The organism is Rhizobacter sp. P2_D12 (assembly GCF_056404395.1).
Map to the genome: position 1 here is coordinate 1 of NZ_JBFUEB010000043.1, position 24,559 is coordinate 24,559.

General features: G+C 67.8%; 26 protein-coding genes. 11 read left to right on the forward strand and 15 right to left on the reverse strand.

The window, feature by feature from the left end; genetic code table 11:
• Positions 1–34: 34 nt before the first annotated feature.
• From AC1DYN_RS15905 to AC1DYN_RS15930, 6 genes are all read left to right on the forward strand, one after another.
• Entirely contained in the window at positions 35–325 is a 291-nt protein-coding gene (locus tag AC1DYN_RS15905) for a co-chaperone GroES (protein WP_169672443.1), read from the forward strand.
• A 34-nt stretch (positions 326–359) separates the two neighbouring features.
• Positions 360–2,009 carry a chaperonin GroEL gene (groL, locus tag AC1DYN_RS15910; protein WP_477961184.1) on the forward strand — a complete coding sequence of 550 codons (1,650 nt, stop codon included), beginning with the start codon at positions 360–362 and terminating at the stop codon, positions 2,007–2,009.
• A 144-nt stretch (positions 2,010–2,153) separates the two neighbouring features.
• Positions 2,154–2,444, forward strand: a complete 291-nt coding sequence (locus tag AC1DYN_RS15915; RefSeq protein WP_477961186.1) for an iron uptake protein — start codon at positions 2,154–2,156, stop codon at positions 2,442–2,444.
• A gap of 12 nt (positions 2,445–2,456) precedes the next feature.
• Positions 2,457–4,130: a PepSY-associated TM helix domain-containing protein gene (locus tag AC1DYN_RS15920; RefSeq protein WP_477961188.1), complete on the forward strand. Its 1,674-nt coding sequence runs from the start codon at positions 2,457–2,459 to the stop codon at positions 4,128–4,130.
• Positions 4,123–4,452 carry a DUF3325 domain-containing protein gene (locus AC1DYN_RS15925; RefSeq protein WP_477961190.1) on the forward strand — a complete coding sequence of 110 codons (330 nt, stop codon included), beginning with the start codon at positions 4,123–4,125 and terminating at the stop codon, positions 4,450–4,452. Before AC1DYN_RS15920 ends, AC1DYN_RS15925 begins: the two co-directional genes overlap by 8 nt.
• Positions 4,453–4,523: 71 nt before the next feature.
• Complete coding sequence (locus tag AC1DYN_RS15930) at positions 4,524–5,645, forward strand: hypothetical protein (RefSeq protein ID WP_477961192.1); 1,122 nt, start codon at positions 4,524–4,526, stop codon at positions 5,643–5,645.
• An 80-nt stretch (positions 5,646–5,725) separates the two neighbouring features.
• Here AC1DYN_RS15930 and AC1DYN_RS15935 read toward each other — a convergent pair whose 3' ends face one another.
• Entirely contained in the window at positions 5,726–6,289 is a 564-nt protein-coding gene (locus AC1DYN_RS15935; protein ID WP_477961194.1) for a TetR/AcrR family transcriptional regulator, read from the reverse strand.
• A 116-nt stretch (positions 6,290–6,405) separates the two neighbouring features.
• On the opposite strand from AC1DYN_RS15935, the gene AC1DYN_RS15940 reads away from it, so the two are divergent.
• Positions 6,406–7,092 carry a glutathione S-transferase family protein gene (locus tag AC1DYN_RS15940; RefSeq protein WP_477961196.1) on the forward strand — a complete coding sequence of 229 codons (687 nt, stop codon included), beginning with the start codon at positions 6,406–6,408 and terminating at the stop codon, positions 7,090–7,092.
• 24 nt (positions 7,093–7,116) lie between these two features.
• Here AC1DYN_RS15940 and AC1DYN_RS15945 read toward each other — a convergent pair whose 3' ends face one another.
• From AC1DYN_RS15945 to argC, 8 genes are all read right to left on the reverse strand, one after another.
• On the reverse strand, positions 7,117–7,443 hold the full coding sequence (locus AC1DYN_RS15945) for an H-NS histone family protein (RefSeq protein ID WP_477961198.1): 327 nt from the start codon (positions 7,441–7,443) through the stop codon (positions 7,117–7,119).
• A gap of 50 nt (positions 7,444–7,493) precedes the next feature.
• Positions 7,494–9,365 (reverse strand): potassium transporter Kup, encoded by a 1,872-nt coding sequence (locus AC1DYN_RS15950; RefSeq protein WP_477961200.1) that lies wholly within the window; start codon positions 9,363–9,365, stop codon positions 7,494–7,496.
• 49 nt (positions 9,366–9,414) lie between these two features.
• Positions 9,415–9,990 carry a potassium-transporting ATPase subunit KdpC gene (kdpC, locus tag AC1DYN_RS15955; RefSeq protein ID WP_477961202.1) on the reverse strand — a complete coding sequence of 192 codons (576 nt, stop codon included), beginning with the start codon at positions 9,988–9,990 and terminating at the stop codon, positions 9,415–9,417.
• Positions 9,991–10,012: 22 nt separating this feature from the next.
• The gene (gene kdpB / locus AC1DYN_RS15960; protein ID WP_477961204.1) at positions 10,013–12,097 is read right to left on the reverse strand and encodes a potassium-transporting ATPase subunit KdpB; all 2,085 of its coding nucleotides are present in this window, start codon (positions 12,095–12,097) and stop codon (positions 10,013–10,015) included.
• 19 nt (positions 12,098–12,116) lie between these two features.
• Complete coding sequence (gene kdpA / locus AC1DYN_RS15965; protein ID WP_477961206.1) at positions 12,117–13,925, reverse strand: potassium-transporting ATPase subunit KdpA; 1,809 nt, start codon at positions 13,923–13,925, stop codon at positions 12,117–12,119.
• A complete protein-coding gene (kdpF, locus tag AC1DYN_RS15970; RefSeq protein WP_477961208.1) occupies positions 13,925–14,014 on the reverse strand; it encodes a K(+)-transporting ATPase subunit F in 90 nt (29 codons plus the stop codon). The genes kdpA and kdpF overlap by 1 nt, the downstream gene beginning before the upstream one ends.
• Positions 14,015–14,198: 184 nt before the next feature.
• A complete protein-coding gene (locus AC1DYN_RS15975; protein ID WP_477961210.1) occupies positions 14,199–15,401 on the reverse strand; it encodes an acetylornithine transaminase in 1,203 nt (400 codons plus the stop codon).
• A complete protein-coding gene (gene argC, locus AC1DYN_RS15980; protein ID WP_477961212.1) occupies positions 15,398–16,327 on the reverse strand; it encodes an N-acetyl-gamma-glutamyl-phosphate reductase in 930 nt (309 codons plus the stop codon). The genes AC1DYN_RS15975 and argC overlap by 4 nt, the downstream gene beginning before the upstream one ends.
• Before the next feature lie 97 nt (positions 16,328–16,424).
• Here argC and AC1DYN_RS15985 point away from each other — a divergent pair, with 97 nt between their 5' ends.
• Complete coding sequence (locus AC1DYN_RS15985; protein ID WP_477961214.1) at positions 16,425–17,309, forward strand: LysR family transcriptional regulator; 885 nt, start codon at positions 16,425–16,427, stop codon at positions 17,307–17,309.
• A 21-nt stretch (positions 17,310–17,330) separates the two neighbouring features.
• Here AC1DYN_RS15985 and AC1DYN_RS15990 read toward each other — a convergent pair whose 3' ends face one another.
• The 5 genes from AC1DYN_RS15990 to AC1DYN_RS16010 all read right to left on the reverse strand — a co-directional run bounded on the left by AC1DYN_RS15990 (position 17,331) and on the right by AC1DYN_RS16010 (position 21,365).
• Positions 17,331–18,224 (reverse strand): phosphotransferase, encoded by an 894-nt coding sequence (locus AC1DYN_RS15990; RefSeq protein ID WP_477961216.1) that lies wholly within the window; start codon positions 18,222–18,224, stop codon positions 17,331–17,333.
• A gap of 41 nt (positions 18,225–18,265) precedes the next feature.
• Positions 18,266–19,117, reverse strand: coding sequence for an SMP-30/gluconolactonase/LRE family protein (locus AC1DYN_RS15995; protein WP_477961218.1), 852 nt, complete (start codon positions 19,115–19,117; stop codon positions 18,266–18,268).
• A gap of 9 nt (positions 19,118–19,126) precedes the next feature.
• The gene (locus AC1DYN_RS16000; RefSeq protein ID WP_477961220.1) at positions 19,127–19,600 is read right to left on the reverse strand and encodes a VOC family protein; all 474 of its coding nucleotides are present in this window, start codon (positions 19,598–19,600) and stop codon (positions 19,127–19,129) included.
• 24 nt (positions 19,601–19,624) lie between these two features.
• On the reverse strand, positions 19,625–20,284 hold the full coding sequence (locus AC1DYN_RS16005) for a TetR/AcrR family transcriptional regulator (RefSeq protein WP_477961223.1): 660 nt from the start codon (positions 20,282–20,284) through the stop codon (positions 19,625–19,627).
• A 610-nt stretch (positions 20,285–20,894) separates the two neighbouring features.
• On the reverse strand, positions 20,895–21,365 hold the full coding sequence (locus AC1DYN_RS16010) for a hypothetical protein (RefSeq protein WP_477961224.1): 471 nt from the start codon (positions 21,363–21,365) through the stop codon (positions 20,895–20,897).
• Between the two features lie 349 nt (positions 21,366–21,714).
• Here AC1DYN_RS16010 and AC1DYN_RS16015 point away from each other — a divergent pair, with 349 nt between their 5' ends.
• Together AC1DYN_RS16015 and AC1DYN_RS16020 are read left to right on the forward strand one after the other, a co-directional pair.
• Positions 21,715–22,038: a hypothetical protein gene (locus tag AC1DYN_RS16015; protein ID WP_477961226.1), complete on the forward strand. Its 324-nt coding sequence runs from the start codon at positions 21,715–21,717 to the stop codon at positions 22,036–22,038.
• A 516-nt stretch (positions 22,039–22,554) separates the two neighbouring features.
• The gene (locus AC1DYN_RS16020) at positions 22,555–22,995 is read left to right on the forward strand and encodes a hypothetical protein (protein ID WP_477961228.1); all 441 of its coding nucleotides are present in this window, start codon (positions 22,555–22,557) and stop codon (positions 22,993–22,995) included.
• A gap of 153 nt (positions 22,996–23,148) precedes the next feature.
• On the opposite strand, the gene AC1DYN_RS16025 is transcribed toward AC1DYN_RS16020, so the two are convergent.
• On the reverse strand, positions 23,149–23,910 hold the full coding sequence (locus AC1DYN_RS16025) for a helix-turn-helix domain-containing protein (RefSeq protein ID WP_477961230.1): 762 nt from the start codon (positions 23,908–23,910) through the stop codon (positions 23,149–23,151).
• Between the two features lie 93 nt (positions 23,911–24,003).
• Between AC1DYN_RS16025 and AC1DYN_RS16030 the strand changes: the two genes are divergently transcribed.
• Complete coding sequence (locus AC1DYN_RS16030; protein WP_477961232.1) at positions 24,004–24,546, forward strand: peroxiredoxin-like family protein; 543 nt, start codon at positions 24,004–24,006, stop codon at positions 24,544–24,546.
• Positions 24,547–24,559: the final 13 nt, after the last annotated feature.

Sequence of the window (24,559 nt, forward strand, 5' to 3'; positions counted from 1 at the left end):
CCATTTCCATTTTCTGAGACATCAAGGAGATGCTATGAAATTTCGTCCGTTGCACGACCGCGTCGTCGTCGAGCGCGTTGAAGCTGAAACCAAGACCGCTTCCGGCATCGTGATCCCCGACGCCGCCACCGAGAAGCCCGAGCAAGGCATCGTGCTGGCGATCGGCCCGGGCAAGCGCAACGACAAGGGCGATTTCGTGGCCCTGAACGTCAAGGTCGGCGACCGCGTGCTGTTCGGCAAGTACAGCGGCCAGACCGTCAAGGTCGATGGCAAGGAACTGCTGGTCATGCGCGAGGAAGACCTCTTCGCCGTGATCGAAGCCTGACCCCCGTCCCACTCAAGCAATTCGGAGAATCAACATGGCAGCAAAAGACGTCGTCTTCGGCGGTGAAGCCCGCGCCCGCATGGTCGAGGGTGTGAACATCCTGGCCAACGCGGTCAAGGTCACCCTGGGCCCCAAGGGTCGCAACGTGGTCCTCGAGCGCTCGTTCGGCGCCCCCACCGTGACCAAGGACGGTGTGTCCGTGGCCAAGGAAATCGAGCTGAAGGACAAGCTCCAGAACATGGGCGCGCAGATGGTCAAGGAAGTCGCTTCCAAGACCAGCGACATCGCCGGTGACGGCACCACCACCGCCACCGTGCTGGCCCAGGCCATCATCCGCGAAGGCATGAAGTACGTGGCCGCCGGCATGAACCCGATGGACCTGAAGCGCGGCATCGACAAGGCCGTCACGGCCCTGGTCGAGCAGCTGAAGAAGGCCTCGAAGGCCACCACCACGTCGAAGGAAATCGCGCAAGTCGGCTCGATCTCGGCCAACAGCGACGAGACCATCGGCAAGATCATCGCCGACGCGATGGACAAGGTCGGCAAGGAAGGCGTCATCACCGTCGAAGACGGCAAGTCGCTCGAGAGCGAACTCGAAGTCGTCGAAGGCATGCAGTTCGACCGCGGCTACCTGTCGCCGTACTTCATCAACAACCCCGACAAGCAGTCGGCGTTGCTGGACAACCCGTTCATCCTGCTGTTCGACAAGAAGATCAGCAACATCCGCGACCTGCTGCCGGTGCTGGAGCAAGTGGCCAAGGCCGGCCGTCCGCTGCTGATCATCGCCGAAGAAGTCGAAGGCGAAGCGCTGGCGACCCTGGTGGTCAACACGATCCGCGGCATCCTGAAGGTCGTCGCCGTCAAGGCCCCGGGCTTCGGCGATCGCCGCAAGGCCATGCTGGAAGACATCGCCATCCTGACCGGCGGCAAGGTCATCGCCGAGGAAGTCGGCCTGACGCTGGAGAAGGTCACGCTGGCTGACCTGGGCCAGGCCAAGCGCGTCGAAGTGGGCAAGGAAAACACCACCATCATCGACGGCGCCGGTGCCGGTGCCGACATCGAGGCGCGCGTCAAGCAAGTGCGCGTGCAGATCGAGGAAGCCACCAGCGACTACGACCGCGAGAAGCTGCAAGAGCGCGTGGCCAAGCTGGCCGGCGGTGTTGCCGTGATCAAGGTCGGCGCGGCCACCGAAGTCGAGATGAAGGAAAAGAAGGCCCGCGTCGAAGATGCGCTGCACGCCACCCGTGCCGCCGTCGAAGAAGGCATCGTGGCCGGTGGCGGCGTCGCGCTGCTGCGCGCCAAGCAATCGGCCGGCGCCATCAAGGGCGACAACCCCGACCAGGAAGCCGGCATCAAGCTGGTGCTGCGCGCGATCGAAGCGCCGCTGCGCGAGATCGTCTACAACGCCGGCGGCGAAGCCAGCGTGGTCGTCAATGCCGTGCTGAACGGCAAGGGCAACTACGGCTTCAATGCAGCCAACGACACCTACGGCGACATGATCGAGATGGGCATCCTGGATCCGACCAAGGTGACCCGCACCGCGCTGCAGAACGCCGCGTCGGTGGCCTCGCTGATGCTGACGACCGAGGCGATGATCGCCGAAGCGCCGAAGGAAGACGCACCGGCCGGCGGCATGCCCGGCGGCGGGATGGGCGGCATGGGCGGCATGGGCATGGACATGTAAGTCCTGGCACCTCGCCAACCTCGAAAGGGCTGCTTCGGCAGCCCTTTTTCGTTTTCGCTGCGCGAGGCGGCTCCCTTCTTTCGCAGCAGAGAAAGGCAGAAAGGTGGTGGATAATGTTGAGAATCATTCTCATCATTACATCCCATGACCCGGCGCCAGCTCCAGATCGTTTCGCGCGTCGCCGCCAGCGTGCTCGGCGGCTGGTCCTTCACCTGGGGCTTCGTGGTGCTGGGCATTGCGCTGTTGCTGGCCGCCGGCATGCCGTACGCCGATGCGCAGACGCTGCTCTACCTGCTGGCCTTCCTGGTGTTCCTCGCCGCGTTCTGCTGGTCGTTCGCGGCGGCGAGCGCGACGCGCGTGTGGGCCGTGCTGCTCGGCGGCGGGGGCGCGATGACCACGCTCGGCTGGTGGCTGGCCCGCCTGCCCGCCGCCTGACCGGAGCCGCCCATGTTCCCCACCTTCCGCCTGTCGATGACCTGGCTGCACACCTGGTTCGGGCTGGTGCTCGGCTACGTGCTGATCGTCGTGTTCTTCTTCGGCTCGCTGTCGGTGTTCGACCGCGAGATCGACCGCTGGGCCATCCCCGAGACGCGCTTTGCGCCGCAGCCGATGCCGTCGTTCGACACGATGCTCGCGCCGATCTTCGGGCGGCTGGGGCCGCAGGCGGATGAACTGGCCGCCGCGCGCCAGCGCGTGCGCGGGCCGCTGCCCGACACGCTGGCACCGATGAACTGGGGCGCCTACACGACGCACCGCGACCCGGTGCTCGCGCTGTACACCGAGTACGCGGTGCCGAACAACCCGGACGACCCCGACGACCACGTGCACGGCCATGCGACGGTCGACCCGCGCACCGGCCGGCTGCTGCCCGATGACCGGCTGAAGATCGGCAGCGACTTCTTCTACCCGATGCACTACGGGCTGAACCTGACCTGGAAGGACCTGGGCTACTGGATCGTCGGCCTGGCGGCGCTGGTGATGCTGGCGGCACTGGTGTCGGGCGTCGTGATCCACCGGCGCATCTTTCGCGAGTTCTTCACCTTCCGGCCGCGCAAGCACGTGCAGCGCAGCACGCTCGACCTGCACAACCTGACCGGCGTGGTCGCGCTGCCGTTCCACTTCATGTTCGCGCTGACCGGGCTGACGGTGTTCGCCAGCATCTACCTGCCGGTGTCCGGGACGCTGCTGAAGCCGCAGGCGCAGGCTGCGGCCATGGCCGAGGCCAACGCCAAGGGCCTGCCGTTCAAGCCGGCCGGCGTGCAGGCGCCGCTCGCCTCGGTCGACGCGATGGTGGTCGAGGCGAAGCGGCGCTGGGCCGCGCGCGGCATGCCCGGCGAGGTCGGCTACCTGTTCGTCAACCACGTCGGCGACCGCAACAGCTACGTCACGCTGTACCGCGCCGGCAGTGACCGCGTGACGCTGGTCGGCCAGCCCATCCACTTCGAGGGCACCACCGGCCGCGTGCTGCTCGAAGAACCCGCCCCCAGCAGCGTGGCCGGCATCAACGACTTCCTCACCGGCCTGCACCTGCAGCATTTCGAACACTGGCTGTTGCGCTGGTTCTACGTCTTCGGCGGGCTGTCGGGCTGCGTCTGCATCGCCACCGGCTTCGTCTTCTTCGTCGAGAAGCGCAAGCGCCAGCATGCCAAGGCGGGCGTCGGCGGGGCGCGCTGGGCGGACGCGGTGGCGGTCGCGACGGTCACCGGCATGCTGGTCGCCACGCTGTCGATGCTGGTTGCCAACCGGCTGCTGCCGGCCGAGCTGGCGCAGCGCGCCGACTGGGAGAAGGCCGCCTTCTGGGCCGCCTGGCTGCTCGCGGCAGCGCACGCGCTGTGGCGCAGCGCGCCGGTGCGCGAGGCTCGGCTGTCGCCGGCATGGGCCGAGCAATGCACGGCCGTGGCGGTGCTCGCCTTCGCCGCGGTGGCGCTGAACTGGGTCACGACCGGTGATCACCTGATCAAGACGCTCAGCGCGCACTACTGGCCGGTGGCGGGCTTCGACCTCGCACTGCTGGTCGCGGGAACCGTCGCCGCGGTCACCGCCGTCGCGCTGCGCCGCCGCGCAGGCTCGACCGTCGCAGGCACCTCGGCAACGGACGCAGCGGAGATCGCGAATGCATGAAGGCCTGCTGCTGACGCTGGCGTTGTCGTGCAGCCTGGGCGGCATCGCCTGGCTGGCGCTGGCGATGGAGGTGCACTGGCAACAGGTGCGCGGCACCGCCGCCGGCCCGGCCCGGCGCACCGCGATCGGCTTGCGGCTGCTGGGTGGCGCGGCGCTGGCCGTGTCGTTCGGCGCCTGCCTGCTCGCCGACCACGCGACGATGGCGGTGCTGGTGTGGGTGATGTCGCTGGCCGCGTCCGCGCTGCTGGTGGCGCTGGCTTTGGCCTGGCAGCCCCGCTGGCTCGCCTGGTTCACACCGGGGGCGAAAAGGCAATCCCATTGACGCGTGGGTGCCTGGGGTGCGCGGCGTCGAGAATGCGTTCCCGCCGTCAAGGCTTCCACGGGAGGAGTTCGATGAAGACGATGAATCTGCTGCGCGTTGCCGCGGGYGGCCTGGTGTCGCTGCTGACCACGTCGGCGCTGGCCGCGGGCTGGACGCTGACCGACCTGGGCCCCGTGGGAGGCGCTTCCAGCGTCGCGGACGCCATCAACAACGCGGGCCAGGTCGTCGGCTACGCCGAGGCGGCCGACGGTTCGCCGCGCGCCGTGATCTGGACGGCCGGCGTTCCGACCGTGCTGAGCGCGGGGCTCGGCCGGGCCCTCGCCGTCAATGCCGGCGGCGTGGCCGCAGGCAGCGTCTTGAGTGCCGACGGAAGCCGCACCGACACCGCGCTGCTGTCGCCGTCCGGCGTGGTCGACGTCGGCACGCTGGGCGGCAGCTTCGCGATCGTCGCGGCGATCAACGACGGCGGCCAGTTCGCCGGCTACTCCCGGCGGGCGGACGGCAAGGACCACGCCTTCCTGGCCACGGCCTCGGGCATGGTCGACCTGGGCACGTACGGCGGCGACTACAGCCAGGCCTACGCCATCAACCAGGCGGGATTGGTGGTCGGGTCGGCCTACGACGCCGCGGGCAAGTCGCGCTGCTTCCTGTCCACCGGCGTCGGCCTGGTCGACCCGGGCACGCTGGGCGGCAGCTTCTGCAACGCATTCGCGGTCAACGATGCCGGACAGGTCACCGGCAGCAGCGCCACCAGCGCCGGCATCGGCCACGCGTTCCTGATCGGCCCGCAAGGCATGGTCGATCTCGGCACGCTGGGCGGCAGCAGCAGCCTCGGCAAGGCGATCAACCGGCATGGCCACGTCGTCGGCTCCGCGCGGACGGCGAGCAACCAGACGCACGCCTTCCTGCATGACGGCACGACGATGGTGGACCTGGGCACGCTGGGCGGCACCACGAGCATCGCGACGGCCATCAATGCGCTCGGCCAGGTGGTGGGCAACTCGACGCTGGCCAGCGGCGTGAAGCAACCCTTCTTCCATGCCAACGGCGTGATGGTCAACCTGAACACCGTGGTTCCGGGCCTGTCGAACATCAACGCCGACAAGGTGCTCCTGAACGACGCCGGCCAGGTCGCCGGCACCGGCACGATCGGCGGGCAGCAGCATGCGTTCGTGCTGACACCGATCCCTTGATCCAGGCTCCGGCCACGTGTGGCGTGCGGCCGAACACCGCCCGCGGCGCCATCGACGGCTGACGCCGCCGCCGGGACGCCTCAGCCGAACAACCCAGCCGCCACGTAGGCCGCGATGATGCGGTCGAAGGTCCCCACGTCCTCGCGCCCGCGCGCGATCAACTGGGCGCCTTCGATGGCCGCGAAGACGGCCAGCGCCTGCGACTCCAAGGCCTGGAGGCTTTCCTGCGGTCGCCGCCGGCCCAGCATGTCGGCCAGCCAGCGCGTGTTCACCGACGTGAAACGGTCGACCTCCACGCGCACCGCGGCCGGCAGGTCGTCGTACTCGGCCGTCATGATCCCGCACAGGCACATCCGGTTGTCGTTCTCCAGCGCCTTGCGAAACGCCGCCGTATAGCCCGCGACGAGCTGTGCGTGGTCCTGCGTCGATGCACGCAACTCGTCCAGGAACGTCGCGGCCTCGTCCGCGTACTGGCGAGCCAGGGCCGCCGCCAGGTCGCCCTTGGTCGGGAAGTGGTAGTGCACGCTCGCGCTCTTGATGCCGACCTCCTTCGCCAGTTCGCGAAAACTCAAGGCGTTGTAGCCATGGGCCTGGACCGCGGAACGGGCCGCTTGCAAGAGGATGTCGCGCGTCTCGGTGCTCATCACGGCAATGTAACACACTACCTATCGATAGATCAGATTGACGAATTCAACCGCCTCATCTACAGTGCATCACTTACCTATCGGTCGATAGGTAAATCATCAACCAGACTCCATCCATGAAGATCCATGACCGCCCCGGTTTCCCCAACCCCTCCCGCATCCGCATCGTGCTGGCCGAGAAGGGACTCGACTCGCAGGTCGAGTTCGTCCCGGTCGACCTGATCGCCGCCGAGCACAAGCAGCCGGCCTTCCTGGCCAAGAACCCGTCGGGCGTGCTGCCCGTGCTCGAGCTGGACGACGGCACGCTGATCTCGGAGTGCACCGCCATCACCGAGTACCTCGACAACCTGGACGGCCGGCCGACGCTGACCGGCCGCACCCCGCGCGAGAAGGCGCTGATCCACATGATGCAGCGGCGCGCCGAGGCGCAGGTCCTCGATCCCGTGGGCCTGTATTTCCACCATGCGACGCCCGGGCTGGGCACCGCCCTGCAGGCCTACAAGAGCCCCGACTGGCCCGGCCGCGCCGAGATGGGCCGGCGCGAAGGCGCGAAGGCCGTGGCCGGCATGCGCTACTTCAACGGCGTGCTGGCGGACCAGGCCTTCGTCGCCGGCGACAGCTTCTCGATGGCCGACATCACGCTGCTCGCCGGCCTGATGTTCGCGGACGCCGCCGGGCTCGGTGTGCCCTCCGAGCACCAGGCGCTGAGGCAGTGGCGCGAGCGCGTGTCGGCACTGCCGAGCGTGAAGAACCGCAGCGGCCAGGACTTCCTGCCCATCGACCTGAAGCGCCTGGGCTTCTGATCCGCCGGCGGCCGCCGAGGGTGCTCAGGGAACCTGCAGCTCCTCGCGCGTGCGGCCGCTCGCGAGTTGCTCCTTGAACCACTGCGGCGGCTTGCCCATCCCGCCCCAGGTCTGGGCCGGGTTGGCGGGATTCGCGTACTTCGCCGCCGACGGCTTTGCCGTCTTGGCCGGCAGGTACGGCTTCAACGCCTCGATCCCCTCGGCAATGGCGAAGCCGCCCATCTGCAGCTTCTTGGCATAGCCGTCGGCCAGCACTTTCAGTTCCTCGGTGCGCTTCTCGGCCAGCGCGGCCTCGGTTTTCTCCAGCAGAGCGCGCAACTCGGCATAGGACAGGCCTTTCAGTTCGTTCATGTCGGCGATCTTGGACGGGGTTGGATCAAGCGCCCTAGTCTATGCGCCGGCTAGATCTGCACGCGCGTTCCCAGCTCGACCACGCAGTTGTGCGGCAGCTTGAAGAAGTCGGCCACGCTGCCGGCATTGCGCGACATCGCGGCAAACAATGCCTCGCGCCAATGCGCCATGCCGGCGCCCCGGGTCGGCACGACGATCTCGCGGCTCAGGAAATACGAGGTCGCGCCGGGCTCGATCGACAGCCCCTGCAGCGCGCAATGGGCCAGCGCCTTCGGGATGTCGGGCTCGTCCATGAAGCCGTAGCTCACCTGGACGCGCCAGAAGCCCTCGACCAGCGGCATCAGCTCGATGCGCTCGGCGTCGGCCACGCGCGGCACCTCCTCGAAGCGCACCGTCAGGATCACGTTCTGCTCGTGCAACACCTGGTAGTGCTTCAGGTTGTGCATCAGCGCCTGCGGCACGGTGTCGGGGTTGGCCACCGCGTAGACGGCGGTGCGCRGCGTGCGGTGCGCGCCGCTGTCGCGGGCGAGCGCGCCGATGAACGGCAGCAGTTCGGGGTCGTCGCTGCGGATGTGCTCGATCAGCAGCTCGCGACCGCGCTTCCACGTGGCCATGACCGCGAAGATCGCCGCGCCCATCACCAGCGGGAACCAGCCGCCCTGCAGGATCTTCAGCGAGCACGAGACCACCAGCACTGCGTCCACCACCAGGAAGGCCGCGGTGGCGGCCAGCGCGACCGCCAGCGAGTAGCGCCAGACGTAGCGCACGACGAAGAAGGTCAGCAGCGTCGTGATGAACATCGTCACCGTGACGGCGATGCCATAGGCCGAGGCCAGCGCCGACGAACTGCCGAAGCCGATCGTGGCCAGCAGCACCGCCACCATCACGATCCAGTTGACGGTGGGCACGTAGATCTGGCCCGCTTCCTTCTCGGACGTGTTCAGCACGCGCATGCGCGGCAACAGCCCGAGCTGGATCGCCTGCTTGGTCATCGAGTAGGCACCCGAGATCACCGCCTGCGATGCGATCACCGACGCCGCGGTGGCCAGCAGCACCGCCGGGATCAGCCAGGCCTGCGGGAACAGGCGGTAGAACGGACTCTCCAGCGCAGACGCATCGCGCATCAGCAGCGCGCCCTGGCCCATGTAGTTGAGCGCCAGCGCCGGCAGCACCAGGCCGGTCCACGCGAGGCGGATCGGGCGCGCGCCGAAGTGGCCCATGTCGGCGTACAAGGCCTCGGCCCCGGTGAGTGCGAGCACGATCGACCCCATGACGAGGAACAGGTGCCAGCCGCGCTGGTGCAGGAAGGCGACGGCCTCCAGCGGGTTCAGCGCCGCCAGGATGGCCGGCTGCTGCACGATCTGCACGACCCCGACGAGTGCCAGCACCGCGAACCACACGGTGATGACCGGCCCGAACAGCTTGCCGACCGCCTCGGTGCCGAACCGCTGGGCCATGAACAGGCCGACGATGATGGCCACCGAGATCGGCAGCACGTAGGGCTTCAGCGTCGGCGTGATCGCCTCCAGCCCTTCGACCGCGCCGAGCACCGAGATCGCCGGCGTGATCACGCTGTCGCCGTAGAACAGCGCGGCCCCGAGCACGCCGGTCAGCAGCAGCAGCGTGCGCCGGCCGGGTGTGCCGCCGGCCGCGAGGGCGGTCAGCGCCATGATGCCGCCCTCGCCCCGGTTGTCGGCGCGCAGGATCAGGATCACGTACTTCAGCGTCACCACCACCATCAGCGCCCAGAAGATCACCGACACCGCGCCGATCACGTCCGGCGCGTCCAGCGGCACGCCGTTGGCCGGATGGAACACCTCCTTCATCGTGTACAGCGGGCTGGTGCCGATGTCGCCGTAGACGACACCCAGCGCACCGAGCGTCAGCAGGCCCAGGCCCTGGCGGGTTTCGTTGTCTTTCACTGGGATCCCGAGGCGCGTGTCGACGCAGGGTTATAGCGGATCCCGTGCCTCAGGACCGGGTCGCGTCGAGCGCGAGGTTCAGCCGCAGCACGTTGACGCGCGGTTCGCCGAGGAAGCCGAGCCAGCGCCCCTGCGTGTTCTGCTCGATCAGGTCCTGCACCTGCCTGGCCGACAGGCCGCGCACCCGCGCGATGCGCGCCGCCTGGAACTGCACGCCCGCGACGCTGAGCTCGGGATCGAGCCCGCTGCCCGATGCGGTGACCAGGTCGACCGGCACCGGCGCGCTGTTGCCGGGATCGGCGGCGCGCAGCGCCTCGATGCGGCCCTTGACCGCATCGGCCAGCGCCGGGTTCAGCGGGCCCTGGTTGGAGCCGCCGGAGGCCGCCGCGTTGTTCGGCATCGGGCCGGTCGCCGACGGGCGGCCCCAGAAGTACTTGGTGTCGCTGAAGTTCTGGCCGATCAGCGCCGAGCCGACCGGCTTGCCGTCGCGCGTGACCAGGCTGCCGGCGGCCTCTTCGGGGAAGGCCACGCGGCCGATGCCGGTCACGACGAGCGGGTAGGCAGCGCCGGTCAGCGCGGTCAGCACCGCGAACACGACAAGGGCCGGACGGACGATGGAGGTCATGGTGTCGATTCCTTGATGAGGTTCACACGAGGTGCAGCACGGTCAGCAGCAGGTCGATCAGCTTGATGCCGATGAACGGCACGACCAGGCCGCCGACGCCGTAGATGAAGACATTGCGGCGCAGCAGCGCGGCGGCGCCGATCGCGCGGTACTTGACACCCTTGAGCGCCAGCGGGATCAGGAACACGATCACGATCGCGTTGAAGATCACCGCCGACAGGATGGCCGACGACGGGCTGGTCAGGCGCATCACGTCCAGTGCGGCGAGCTGCGGATAGGTGCTCGCGAAGGCGGCCGGGATGATGGCGAAGTACTTGGCCACGTCGTTGGCGATCGAGAAGGTCGTCAGCGAGCCGCGCGTCATCAGCAGCTGCTTGCCGGTCTCGACGATCTCCAGCAGCTTGGTCGGGTTGCTGTCCAGGTCGACCATGTTGCCGGCCTCCTTGGCGGCCTGCGTGCCGGTGTTCATCGCCACCGCGACGTCGGCCTGCGCCAGCGCCGGGGCGTCGTTGGTGCCGTCGCCGGTCATCGCGACCAGCCGGCCGTCGGCCTGGTGGTCGCGGATCATCTTCAGCTTCGCCTCGGGCGTCGCCTCGGCCAGGAAGTCGTCGACGCCGGCCTCGGCCGCGATGGCCGCGGCGGTGAGCCGGTTGTCGCCGGTGATCATCACCGTCTTGATGCCCATGCGGCGCAGCTCGGCGAAGCGCTCCTTGATGCCGCCCTTGACGATGTCCTTCAGCTCGACGACGCCGAGCACGCGGGCGCCGTCGGACACCACCAGCGGCGTGCTGCCCTTGCGGGCGACGTCGTCGGTGGCGGCCTGCACGTCGGCCGGGAAGCTGCCGCCGAGCGCCTCGACATGCTTGCGGATCGCCTCGCCGGCGCCCTTGCGCAGCTGGCGCAGCGTGCCGTCGCCGTTGTCGATGTCGACGCCGCTCATGYGCGTCTGCGCCGTGAACGCGACGAACTGCACCTTGTGGCTCGTCAGGTCGCGCTCGCGCAGGTTGAACTTCTGCTTGGCCAGCACGGTGATGCTGCGGCCTTCCGGCGTCTCGTCGGCCATCGACGCGAACTGCGCCACGTCGGCCAGCACCTGTTCGGTGATGCCCTTGGCCGGCACGAAGGCCGACGCCTGGCGGTTGCCGAGCGTGATGGTGCCGGTCTTGTCGAGCAGCAGCACGTCGACGTCGCCGGCCGCCTCGACCGCGCGGCCCGAGGTGGCGATCACGTTGGCGCCCATCATGCGGCTCATGCCGGCCACGCCGATGGCCGACAGCAGCGCCCCGATGGTGGTCGGGATCAGGCACACCAGCAGCGCGATCAGCGTCGTGATGGTGACCGGCGTGCCGAGCTTGGCGGCCTCGACGCTGAACATCGAGAACGGCAGCAGCGTCACGGTGACGACCAGGAACACGATGGTCAGCGCGACCAGCAGGATGGTCAGCGCGATCTCGTTCGGCGTCTTCTGGCGCTTGGCGCCTTCGACCATCGCGATCATGCGGTCGAGGAACGATTCGCCGGGGTTGACGCCGATGCGCACCACCAGCCAGTCGGACAGCACGCGCGTGCCGCCGGTGACCGAGGCGAAGTCGCCGCCGGATTCGCGGATCACCGGGGCCGACTCGCCCGTGATGGCGCTCTCGTCGACCGAGGCCACGCCTTCGATCACCTCGCCGTCGAGCGGGATCACGTCGCCGGCTTCGACCAGCACGACCGCGCCCTTGCGCAGTTCTTCAGCCCCCATCGGGTGCCAGGAGGAGCCGTGGCGCGGCTGCTCCAGCTTCTTGGCGATGACCTTGCGCTTCATGCCGCGCAGCGACGAGGCCTGGGCCTTGCTGCGGCCTTCGGCCAGCGCCTCGGCAAAGTTGGCGAACAGCACGGTGAACCACAGCCACAGCGCCACGGCGAGGATGAAGCCCTGCGGGGCCTCGCCCTGGCCGCCGAGCGCCTGCACCCACAGCAGCGTCGTGATGATGCTGCCGACGTAGACGACGAACATCACCGGGTTGCGCCACTGCACCCGCGGATCGAGCTTGCCGAAGGCGGCGGCGATGGCCGGCCTGACCAGCGCCGGGTCGAACAATGAAAAGGATTTGACGGTTGTCATGAGGGTGTCCTGTCGTGGCTCACTTCGGGGCCCACAACATGAGGTGCTCGACCACCGGCCCCAGGGCCAGCGCCGGCACGTAATTGAGCAGGCCGACCAGCAGCACGCTGCCGATCAGCAGCGAGACGAACAGCGGCCCGTGCGTGGGCAGCGTGCCGGCGGTGACGGCCAGGCGCTTCTTCGCGGCCAGCGAACCGGCGATCGCCAGCACCGGCACGATCACGCCGAAACGGCCGAACCACATCGCGATGGCAAGCCAGGTGTTGTAGAACGGCGTGTTGGCCGACAGGCCCGCGAACGCGCTGCCGTTGTTGTTGGCGGCCGACGTGAAGGCGTACAGGATCTCGGAGAAGCCGTGCGCGCCCGGGTTGGCGATGCCGGCCTTGCCGGCATCGGCCAGCACGGCGATGGCAGCACCGGCCAGCACCAGGATCGGCGTGACGAGGATGGCGATCGACGTCATCTTCATCTCGTAGGTCTCGATCTTCTTGCCCAGGTATTCCGGCGTGCGGCCGATCATCAGCCCGGCGATGAACACCGCCAGGATCGCGAAGACCAGCATGCTGTACAGCCCGGTGCCGACGCCGCCGAACACCACCTCGCCCAGCTGCATCAGCACCAGCGGCACCATGCCGCCCAGCGGCGTGAACGAGTCGTGCATCGCGTTCACGGCGCCGCACGAGGCGGCGGTGGTGATGGCGGCGAACAGGCCGGTGGCGGCGATGCCGAAGCGCGCCTCCTTGCCTTCCATGTTGCCGCCCGGCTGCGTGGCGCTGGCGACCTGGTCGACGCCCATCGAGGCCAGCAGCGGGTTGCCCTGCTGCTCCTGCGCCGTCACGACGATCACCGAGACGACGAAGATCGCCGTCATCGCGGCCAGCACCGCCCAGCCCTGGCGCATGTCGCCCACCATGCGGCCGAACATGAACACCAGCGCGGCCGGGATCAGGAAGATCGACAGCATCTGCAGGAAGTTGGCCAGCGGCGTCGGGTTCTCGTACGGGTGCGCCGAGTTGGCGTTGAAGAAGCCGCCGCCGTTGGTGCCGAGCATCTTGATCGCCTCCTGCGAGGCGACCGGGCCCATGGCCAGCGTCTGCTTGTCGGTCTTCAGGTCTTCCATCACCGGGTTGCCCTTGGCATCCTTCAGCGGCTGGCCGTCCGGGCCGTTCTTCGGCTGCTGGTAGTTCGTGGTCTCCAGCGTGCTCACGTCCTTGTAGGCGTCGAAGTTCTGGATCACGCCCTGGCCGACCAGGAAGATCGCGAACACCAGCGACAGCGGCAGCAGCACGTAGGCCGTGACGCGGGTGACGTCGACCCAGAAGTTGCCGATCGACGCCGACGACCGCGCGACGAAGCCGCGCACCAGCGCGATCACGACGACGATGCCGGTGGCCGCCGAGAAGAAGTTCTGCACCGTCAGCGCCAGCATCTGGGTCAGGTAGCTCATCGTCGCTTCACCGGCGTAGCCCTGCCAGTTGGTGTTGGTGACGAAGCTGATGGCTGTGTTGAACGACGAGTCGGCGCTGACGGCAGCCATCCCCTGCGGGTTGAGCGGCAGCACGCCTTGCAGGCGCTGCAGCGCATACACCGCCAGCACGCCCAGCAGGTTGAAGACGACCAGCGCGAGCGTGTACTGGCGCCAGCCCATGCCGGCCGACGCGTCGACGCCGGCCAGGCGGTACAGGCCGCGCTCGACGGTCTCGACCGGGCCGAGCCAGCGCGGGAAGCGCCCTTCGGCCACCGCGACCAGCCAGCGGCCCAGCGGCCAGGCCAGCAGCGCGAGGACGGTCAGGTAGACCGCCAGCTGGATCCATGCCTGGGTGTTCATCAGAATTCCTCCGCCCGCAGCAGCGCGTAGACGAGGTACACGAGCAGGCCGAGCGAGGCCATGCCTGCGAGCCCATACAGCCAGCTCATGGGCGTGCTCCCAACTTGTCGCAGCCGATGAGCATGCCGACGATGGCGATGAACATCAGGGCGACGGCTCCCAGAAACAGAAAGTCCATGGACTCCTCACGAAGGTGATTCGGATGTCCGGGAGCGTAGGGATCAGCGCATCAAATCGGTATATAGATTCGGGCGCGGACGCTCGGCGCGGGAGTCAGATCGCGTCCAGGCAGGCCGCCAGGCCCTCGACCATCAGGTCCACCTCCGCCGGCGTGACGGTGAGCGCCGGCATGAAGCGCAGCACGGAGGGTCGCGGCGCATTGAGCAGCAGCCCGGTGTGGCCGGCGGGTCCTTCCAGCACCAGCTGCTCGCGGGCATGGGCGACCACGGCGGCAGCCACCGGCCGGCCGAGGTCGAGAGCGCGCAGCAAGCCGACGCCGCGCATCTCGCCCAGGCCGTGGCGCGCGGACAGTTGCTGCAGCCGATCGCCCAGGTGCTCGCCGGTGGCGCGCACCCGCGCCAGGAAGCCGTCGGCCAGCACCGCCTGCAGGACCGACAGGCCGACCGCGCACATCAGCGGGTTGCCGTTGAAGGTGCCGCCCTGGTCGCCGTGCGCGAACACGCAGGCCGGCTGCCGGGCCAGCAGCGCACCGATCGGCACGCCGCCGCCCAGGCCCTTGGCCAGCGTCATGATGTCGGGCGCGACGCCGAAGTGCTGGTGGCCGAACAGGTGGCCCAGGCGGCCGATGCCGGTCTGCACCTCGTCGAAGATCAGCAGCAGCCCGTGCCGGTCGCACAGCTCGCGCAGGCCCTGCAGGAAGGCCGGCGTGGCGGCATGCACGCCGCTCTCGCCTTGCACCGGCTCGAGCAGGATGGCCACGGTGTCGCTGCCGACCAGCGCCTGCACCGAGGCCAGGTCGTTGAGCTGCGCCTTGGGAAAGCCGGCCACCTGCGGCGCGAACATGCGGTCCCAGCCCGGCTTGCCCGACGCGGACATCGTGGCCAGCGTGCGGCCGTGGAAGGCGTCGCGGAACGTGATGATCTCGTGGGCGCCCGCCTTGTGCAGCTGCCCCCACTTGCGCGCCAGCTTGATGGCCCCTTCGTTGGCCTCGGCGCCGCTGTTGGTGAAGAACACCTGGTCGAACTCGCCGTGCCGGCACAGCAGGTCGGCCAGCGCGAGCGCGGGCGCATTGTGGAAAGCCGGGCTCGGCGTGAGCAGCAGGGCGGACTGCCGCGCCAGCGCGTCGCGGATGCAGGCCGGCGCATGGCCCAGCGTGTTGACCGCCCAGCCCTGCACGAAGTCGAGGTAGCGCCGGCCGCGGTCGTCCCACAGCCAGCTGCCCTCGCCGCGCACGAACAGCAGCTCGGGCCGCGCCGTGATGTCCATCAGCGACGTGTTCATCGGCGACGTGTTCATGCCGGAAGCTCCAGCATCAGCGCCAGGTTCTGCACGGCAGCGCCCGACGCACCCTTGCCGAGGTTGTCGAAGACGGCGCTCAGCAGCACCTGGTCGTGGCTGTCGCTGCCGAACACCGCCAGCTGCAGGTCGTTGCTGCCATTCAGTGCCTGCGGGTCCAGCCCGGTCAGCGCGGCGCTGCGATCGGCATCCAGCACCTGCACATGGCGCTGCCCGCGGTAGCGTTCGGCCAGCAGGTCGCGCAGCGCCTGCGCCGGCATCGGCCGCTGCAGCATCGCGGCGTGCAGCGGGATGGCCAGCGCGATGCCCTGCCGGAAATTGCCGTACGACGGCACGAAGAACGGCCGGCCCTGCAAGCCCGCATGCCGCTGGATCTCCGGCACGTGCTTGTGCCGCAGCCCCAGGCCATAGGTCTGGAACGGCAAGGCCGCCGCGGCACCCGGGCCTTCATGGGCCTCGATGCCTTCGCGTCCGCGTCCGGAGTAGCCCGAGACGGCATGGATGCTCAGCGCTGCGTCGGCGCGCAGGCAGCCTGCATCGACCAGCGGGCGCAGCAGCGCGACGGCCCCGGTGGGGTAGCAGCCCGGGTTGCTGACGCGCCGTGCCTCGGCGATGTGCGCGGACTGCCGCGGCGACATCTCGGGAAAGCCGTAGGCCCAGTCCGCCTCGGTGCGGTGCGCCGACGACGCATCGATGACGCGCACGCGCGGATTGCGGATGCTGGCCACCGCCTGGCGCGCGGCCTCGTCGGGCAGGCACAGCACGGCCACGTCGCAGTCGTTGATGGCCGCGGCGCGCGCGGCCGTGTCCTTGCGCTGCGCCTCGGGCAGCGTGACGAGGGTGATGTCGCGCCGGCCGGCCAGTCGCGCCAGGATCTGCAGGCCGGTGGTGCCCTGGTCGCCGTCGATGAAAACGCTCGCGCTCATGGGAGTGCTCCTGTGGTGAGGCGCGAAGCTTGCGGCGCGGTTGAGGATTGGTAAAGTTGAATGTCATGAACCTATCGTTCATCAAAACTGAACGCTTATGCGACAACTCAATCTCGACCAGCTGCGCACGCTGGTGACGATCGCCGAGCTCGGCTCGTTCGCGGCCGCGGCGCGCAGCCTGCACCTGGCTGCGCCGACCGTCAGCCTGCACGTGGCCGAACTGGAGTCGCGCCTCGGGGCCGCGCTGCTGCTGCGGCAGCGCCAGCGCGTGGTGCCCACCGGCATCGGCCAGGGGCTGGTCGAGCGCGCCCGCCGCCTGCTCGCCGATGTCGATGCGGCGCTCGACGAAGTGGCGCACCAGGTCGAGGGCCGTGCCGGCCGCGTGCGGCTGGGGGCCTCCACCGGCGCGCTGGCCTGGCTGCTGCCGCAGGCGCTCGATGCGATGGGTCGCGACCATCCCGGCATCGACGTGCAGGTCGCGGTGCTCACGTCGCAGGAGGCCTTGTCGCGCGTGCAGGAAGGCACGCTCGACATCGGCCTCGTCGCGCTGCCGCAGGCCGCCGTCCGGGGCCTGCAGATCGTGCCGTGGCGCCGCGACCCGGTGATGGCCTTCCTGCCGCGGGCCTGGAAGGTGCCGCGCACGGTCACGCCGGCGTGGCTCGCGGCCCGCCCGTTGATCGCCAACGACGCCAGCACCCGCCTGCACCGCATGACGGCGGACTGGTTCGCCGCTGCCGGCGCACAGCCGCAGGCGCGCATCGAGCTGAACTTCAACGACGCGATCAAGAGCCTGGTGGCCGCCGGGTATGGCGCCGCGCTGCTGCCGCTCGAGGAAGGCGCGGCCGCGCTCGATGCACGCATCGTGACCTCGGTGCTCACGCCGCGCCTGTGGCGCCCGCTGGGGCTGGCGCACCGGGCCGGCAGGCCGGAACCCGCCACGCGGCACATGCTCGAGGCGCTGGCGGCGATCCGGCAGCGCTGAGCGCGGCGACGGGCTCGGTGCCTACGCCGCCGAAATCCGATCCAGCGTCAACTCACCCATGCGTGCGTGCCTCGGGTGGTTCTCCAGTCCTGTTTCGAGCAGGAGCGCGCCCAACAGAACCGCCCATCCGCGCGCCCTCGCCCACAGGGCATCGGAGGTGTCCGGGTAGGCGGCCTGGGCCATCTCGCGGCTCTTCGGGCTTGGCAACACCATCCAGATCGCCGCCAGGTCGGTCGCCTTGTCGCCTGACGTGAGGTCTCCCCAATCGACGATGCCGCTGATCGAGCCGTGGTCGACAAGCACGTTCCGCGCGTGCAGGTCGCCGTGCAGCCATGTCGACGTCCCGTCCCAGCGCGCCTCGAGCGCGCAGTTCCATGCGCGCCACACGGCCGGCGTCACGACCGATGTTCGCGATTCGAGCCGCCGCAGGCGCTCTTCGACCACGGCGGCACGCTGTGCCAGCGGCACGCCCCGCACCTGGCTTGCGGGCGCGTCGGCAGGCGCCGCGACATGCAGGGATCGCAGGAAATCGGCCAGTCGTCCGGCCTGGCCTTCATCGGGCGGCATGAGGTCGGCCGTGATGCCGGGAAGCCATGGCAGCACGCTCCAGTTCCAGGGGTAGCCTTCGCCGGGGTGCCCGATCCGCACCGGTGCGGGGATGGCAATGGGCAGCGCTGCCGCCAGCGCAGGAAGCCAGCGCTGCTCGCGTGCAATCAAGGCGGCGGCGGCGGCCCGCCGTGGCAGGCGCACGGTCCAGCGAGTGCCCAGGCGGAACATGGCGTTGTCCCAGCCCGCATCCAGTGGAGAGATCGGCAGTGCGGACAAGTCGGGATGCTGCGCCATGAGCAGGCGGCGAACCTGGCCGGCATCGACCTCGAACTCCGACGCAGGCGTGCCTGTTTGAACTTGGGTCATGGCAAGGTCTTCTGAGAGTGGAGCGCCACCGGACCTTCGCCCTAAGGCCAGCCGACACCGGGTGCCGGAGCCTTGATGCTGAGGACTTGACCCGTGCGGGGCTCGGCGAACATGCCGTCGGGACCGTTCCAGGCGGTCGCCATGATGAACAAGGTCTGCCTGTCCGCGCCGCCGAGTGCGCAGGCGAAGCAGCCGCGATCAATCTCGACCCTCTGCAGCACCTCACCGCCTTCCCGAACACGCACGCAACGCTTGTGGGGGACGTCCGCGTACCAGACGGCACCGTCCGCATCGAGACAGATGCCGTCCGGGACGCCGTCGCCAAGATCCGCCCACACCCGCCGCCCGGACAGGCTGCCATCCGCGCCGATGTCGAAGGCAGAGAGTCGATTCGCGTAGGACTCGGCGACGATCAGCGTCGCGTTGTCGGGCGTGACGAGCATGCCGTTCGGAAAGGCGAGGCCATCCGCCACCAGGCGAGCCGATCCATCGGGGCTGACCAGGGTGATGAATCCAGGAGCGAACGGCTCGCCGGCCATGAGATCGAAGCCGATGCCGTTGACGTAGGCGTTGCCCCGGCCGTCCACGACCAGTTCGTTTCCCGCTGGAAGCCGGGAGACCTTGCTCACGTCGCCATGGGTCACCAGCGTGCCATCCGCTTCCTTGCGCAGCAGAAGACCGTCCCGCGCCGAAACGAGGAGCAAACGCCCATCCGGCAGCCAGTCGACGCAGCACGGGAACGAGGGCGCCCGCAGCACGATTTCGCTGTTGCCATGCAGGTCGACCGCGATGACCTCGCGCGAGCCCCAGTCGGAGAACCACAGGCGGTCCTCGTGCCAGCGCGGCTGCTCGCCGAAGACGATGCCTGTCATCAGGACCTTGAGTTCAGCCACTGCAGACTCCTACTTGCCGTCGAAGGCGGCTTGCAGCGCCGCGATGTCGAGCCGGGTCATTTGCATCATCGCGGCCATCGCGCGCTGTGCCTTGGCGGCATCGGAGCTCTTGAGCATGTCCATCATGGCCCGTGGCACGATCTGCCACGAGAGACCGAACTTGTCCTTCAGCCAGCCGCACTGGCCGGTGGAACCGCCTTCGCTCAGGCGCGCCCACAGGCGGTCGACCTCGGCCTGGTCGGCACAGTCCACGCAGATCGAGATCGCCTCGGTGAACGGAAACTGCGGACCGGCGTTCAGGGCCAGGAACTCCTGCCCCTCGATGACGAAGCGCAGCGTCAGCACCTTGCCCTTGAGCGTGGGCACGGCGTCGCCGTAGTGCGTGACCTCGAGCACCTCGCCCTTCTTGAAGATGGAGAGGTAGTACTCGACGGCCGCGTCGGCGTTGAAGTTGAACCAGAGGCAGGGCGTCAGCTTTTGCATGGAAGTCTCCTTGGGGATGAAGGCTCAGGCGCGACGGCGCCGTGCAGCCGAGGTCGATGGACGGGAACGGGTGATGCTCTCTTGGGCCGGGCCCGGAAGCAACGACGCCACGTACTGGCGCAGGTGCGCGATGGCGCGGCGGGCCGCGGCGGCATCGTGCTGGGCCTTGGCAAGAATGAAGGCACCCTGGAGGGCGGCTTGCGCGAAGAGCGCGACATCCAGCGGCTCCCACTTCGCCTTCGGGGCATGCAAGCGCTTGGCCTCGGACAGGTCGGCTGCAACGGTCCGGGCGTGGAAGAGGATGGCGCGGTTGCAGGCATCGCGGATGTCGGGATGCGTGCTGTAGGTCTCTTGCACCATCGTGCCCAGCAGGCAGGTGAAGTCCGGCAGGTCACCCTGGATCAGCGACGCGCGGAAGTCGATGTAGGCCAGCACGCGTTCGCGTGGATCGGCCACGCTGCGGAACGGGGCACTTTCGAAGAGGTTGCCGGTGACGCCCGTCCAGTGCTCGGTGGCGGCGACGGCCAGATCGTCCTTGCCCTTGAAGTGGTGGAAGAAGCTGCCCTTGGTGACGCCGGCTTCGCGGCAGATGTCATCGACCGAACTGCCCGCGTACCCCTGAACCCGGATCACGCGCAAGGCCGCGTCGAGCAGCTTTCGCTTGGGGCCTTCGGTGAGTTCCATCATCTTGCGCTCCATACCGATTGGTCGGTACAAGACAATACCAACCAGTCGGTATGGTGTCAAGGCGAATTGCTGCAGCGGGGCATCCGCGATTCCGGCTGCGCACTGCGGCACAGACCAGAAAGGGGTTCTGGTGCCTCGGGTCGGAGTCGGAAGACCGCACAGATGCTTGCTTACAGCTGGTTTGGCGTAATTTCGGCGCACTCTCATACGTCTCTGTGAGAAATAAATCTCTCGTTCAGACCTTCCTCGCGGCGATTTTGAGTCATCGGTGCACACCGCGTGAAAGCCGGGCCCCAAGCCAGCTCCGTCCCGCCTATCGAGCATTGGCCGCGAGTGTCAGCCGTGCGGCGATTGCTGACGATCGGTCGGAATCGTCGAGCGCCCGCACGTTGCGACGGAGCAGACGTTGCGAGGTGCGGACGACAGGGCGGCGACCCGAAGAGGCACTTGACGCAGCTGAGGCTAGAGAAGCTCCTCGACCAAGCTCTGTGGAACGTCTGCTCTCACGAACTGCGAAGCGGAGCTGTCGACCCGTTGCCGTCGTTCGACGCCTCGTTTTCAAAGCCGCAAAGCTGCCAGCCGCCGCCAGATCCTCCTGATGGCAAGGTTAGGTCTCCCGCGGGTCAAGCGCCTTGAACGGGGCAAAGTGCCAGAGGATGAACGCTATGCCGAGACCGATGAGAGAGCCCAGGCCCCACATGACCTTCGCGGTGCGGAAAACAGGCGCCTGCGACTCTTGGGAGGCGACTGTTTCTCCGTCAAACTCAGCGGCGACGATCCAACGCCCACCCAAGAGGCCGACATCTTGCAGCCACACACGAAGTAGCGCGCCCTTACGCGGAATGGGCAACTCGCAGAGCTTTGGCGCCTCAATGCACTGCACCCGGACTTCACCAAAGGCAGGGGTTTGTAGAAAGAGGTAATCCACGCCCTTTAATCTTGATCGAGTAGCGAGGGCGGTCGTCTCTACTGCTTTGGAGAGTTGTAGGCGTGAGGGCAAGAGCAGCCAACTGGCGGCGAAAAAAATGGCTGCCGGTACTGCGATCCAACGGGCAATTGTGAAGCGAAGATCCGTCATGAAGTCTTACGTTTGGCTCAAGAGGCTGAGCGCGTGCGAGTCGCCCCGCAGACGGAATTTATCTGCCTTTCCGATTGCGCGGACGTCTGGTCGGTGGCGGCCAGTGTTGACACCTGCCGCCCGTCGCCCGGGCCCGAAAACGCCTGCTCCGCGACGCTGCTTGTTGCATCGTAGCCTCTCACAGCGTTACCCGGGAACAGGTGCTGCCGAAGGACGGCTTGTGGCCGGCCGTGCTCGTTCGTCCGTCGCGGCGCAAGCGGTCGTCCGTTGACGGCAACGGAGCCGGCGACCGGCGGCTCGTAAACGGGGCGGCGAGCATAAACTGACAGGTAACGATGCCGGGGACTGCATGTTTGAAATGTTCAGGTTCTACATGCCTACACGCTGGTCGAAACCGTTTTTCGGAACCAACGGTGCGGCGGCCAACGTATGGCTGATGTTTGTCCTCGCAATTGGCGCGATGCTGGGGTTGCTCGGCGTCGTGATCAGCGGGCATCGGTCCATCGGCGGCGTCGTCGCACTTGGCGGCGCGTTTGTGGTCTTCGTCGCGTTAGCCCGCGCCTCGCTACCTGCGGCGCGCCGGCTCTACGAGGTCGATCGCATCATTCGGAGACGCGATGAACAGACGGCTGCGAAGAACGTCTCGTGGATGAAGGCCGACGAGGAGAAATAGCGTCGTTGCGTGCACGTCGGTGTTGGGCATCCTTGGCGCCTGTTGGATATGTCTGAAGGTGGTCATCTACCGTAGTCCATGAGACCAGCACGCGCGGGGCGATGCCATTGCGATACCGGTGACTCTACGAACGATCATCATGCCGCCCTTACTCAGCAGCATCGCTTCGGATCAGCGGGGCCGCCCCCGACTGTTAGGGCAGTTGCTCCAAAGGAGACGGTCGCGAACGACTGTAGTTGGCCGTCTGCAGAGATTCGCAGCCGAAGCATTGCATGACGCCGACCGCTGCGAAGCCGTACTTCCTCTCCGGACTGATGGGTGCCGTTCGAATCGGAGGGGCCGGGTGGCTGCAGGCTCCAAGATTGGCATTGCAGGATGTCCGCTGCTCTTGTCGGCGCCCCCTCCCGAACCGGGCCCTTGGCGACGATTCACCGGGCCTCCAGGCAAAATCCAGCTCAGGGGCGAGCCTGACGTCAGGCCTGCCGGAAGCCCACCTTGAAGAATGGAGCAGCATCAATGGCACTGACGAAGAAAGGCGAATTCTGGTACGGGACGACGTCCGGCGACACCCAAGCAGAGCTGCGCAGCTACAGCGTTGCGAATCGCCATGAAGCCGTCCGGTTTGCTGCGTCCAAATGCGATTGCGGGTGCCGGGCCTTCGCGCTGCGGACCGATGAAGAAGCCGGCGTCGCAATCCGCACCTGCGCCGACTGCGGGCAAGAGCACCCGATGGGCGACAGCGCGGACTACATGGAAGAAGCCGCGCCAGAGACGCACGAGTGCGTGTGCGAGAACGAGGTGTTCGAGCTGATGTCCGGCGTCTCCGTGTACGAGGGCACACATGACGTGCGTTGGTACTACATCGCCTGCCGCTGCGTGGAATGCAATCTGGTCGGGGTTTTCGCAGACTGGAAGTGCGAAGCGGGTGATGCGGCGGCCTTCCTTGCCAGGGTCTGAGCGGCCGAACCCCGCAGAGATCAGGCTCGTAGCCTTGGGGTCACCCTATCCGAAAGCCGCCGTTCACGTCTGGCCGCTTCTGGCCGTTCAGGGCAGGCTACTAACGGCGGCTGCCAGCGCCCTCAACGCCTGAGTGGCCGGTCGCTCGCGTCTCTACACACCGGCGATAGCCGCCGCAGGTGCTTGGCCGAAGGCCCGACTGTAGGCACGGCTGAATGCCGCTGCACTGGCGTAGCCGCTCCAGGCCGCCACCGCTTTCACGCGCTCACCTTGCTGCAGCCGGCGGCGCGCGAGTGTGAGACGCCACGCCGTGTGAAAGGTGCCCGGAGTCATTCCCAACGTGCGGCGGAATGAAAGCATGAATTGGCTTCGTGACAGAGCACTGAGCTCGGCCAGCTCTTCTACCCGCCAAGCGCGCGCAGGCTGCCCAAGCAGCGCCCCGACCGCATGTCGTAGCCGTGGATCGGCCAGTCCCGCTAGGAGACCCGGCTGCGTGGCCCCACGCTCTATGGCTTGACGCAACACCATCAGCACCAGCAGTTCGCTCAACCTCGCGAGCGCTGCCGGTCCACCGCAGCGCGGCACCTGCACCTCAAGCTGCAGTTGCATCGCGAGCGCCCAGAGCGGCTCGGCCTGTTCTGTGTCCAGCGTTACCTCCGCCGGCAAGGACCGCAGGAGAGGGTTTGAGTCTCCGCCAAATTCGACCACCGCCGCCATCAGTAATCTGCCGGGCGAGCAGGGGCGCGATTTGGGCGCGCTGCAGAAGGTGATTCGACGCGCACCCGGAACATCGCCTTCCAGAAGGAACAGATGGGCGGCTTCGCGGAAGCGGCCATCGCCTGAAGCCGGACGAACCTCCAAAGGAAAGGCGGCGAGAAACGCACTCAGGCGGTCGACGCGGATAGGCAAAGTCATGACGTCGGACTTTCGATCACGGATTTCGGAATTTCTATTGCACAGAATCTGCCATGCTCAAACGATCCCGTCAAACACACTGAAAGGAACACCATGCTCCTGCCCCGCCAGACAGTTCCGCCCCTGGTTGTCCCCACGCTCTCGCACGGCTCTTTCGACCTGGCCCTGGAGACACCGGACCGCTTCACGCTGTTGTGCTTCTACCGCGGTTTGCACTGCCCGATCTGCACCGGATACCTGCGAGAGTTGGAGAGCAAGGTCGAGGCCTTTGCTGAGCGAGGCGTGGGCGTGCTGGCGCTCAGCACCGACGGAGAGGAGCGCGCCCGCCAAATGGCGCAGAAGATCGGCGCCAACCGTCTTCGCATGGGCTATGAGCTTCAGTTGGCAGCGGCTCGCGCTTGGGGGCTGTTCCTTTCCACCTCACGCGGCAAGACCTCGATCGGCATCGAGGAACCCGATCTGTTCTCGGAGCCCGCCGTGTTCCTGGTGCGCCCGGATCAAACGCTCTATTGGTTGTCCGTGCAGTCGATGCCCTTTGCGCGGCCGAACTTCGGCGAGTTGATCCAAGCCGTCGATTTCGTCATCAAGAACGACTATCCGGCACGTGGTGAATACGTCGGCGGCCTACCAGACTGAGCGCCCACCCTGC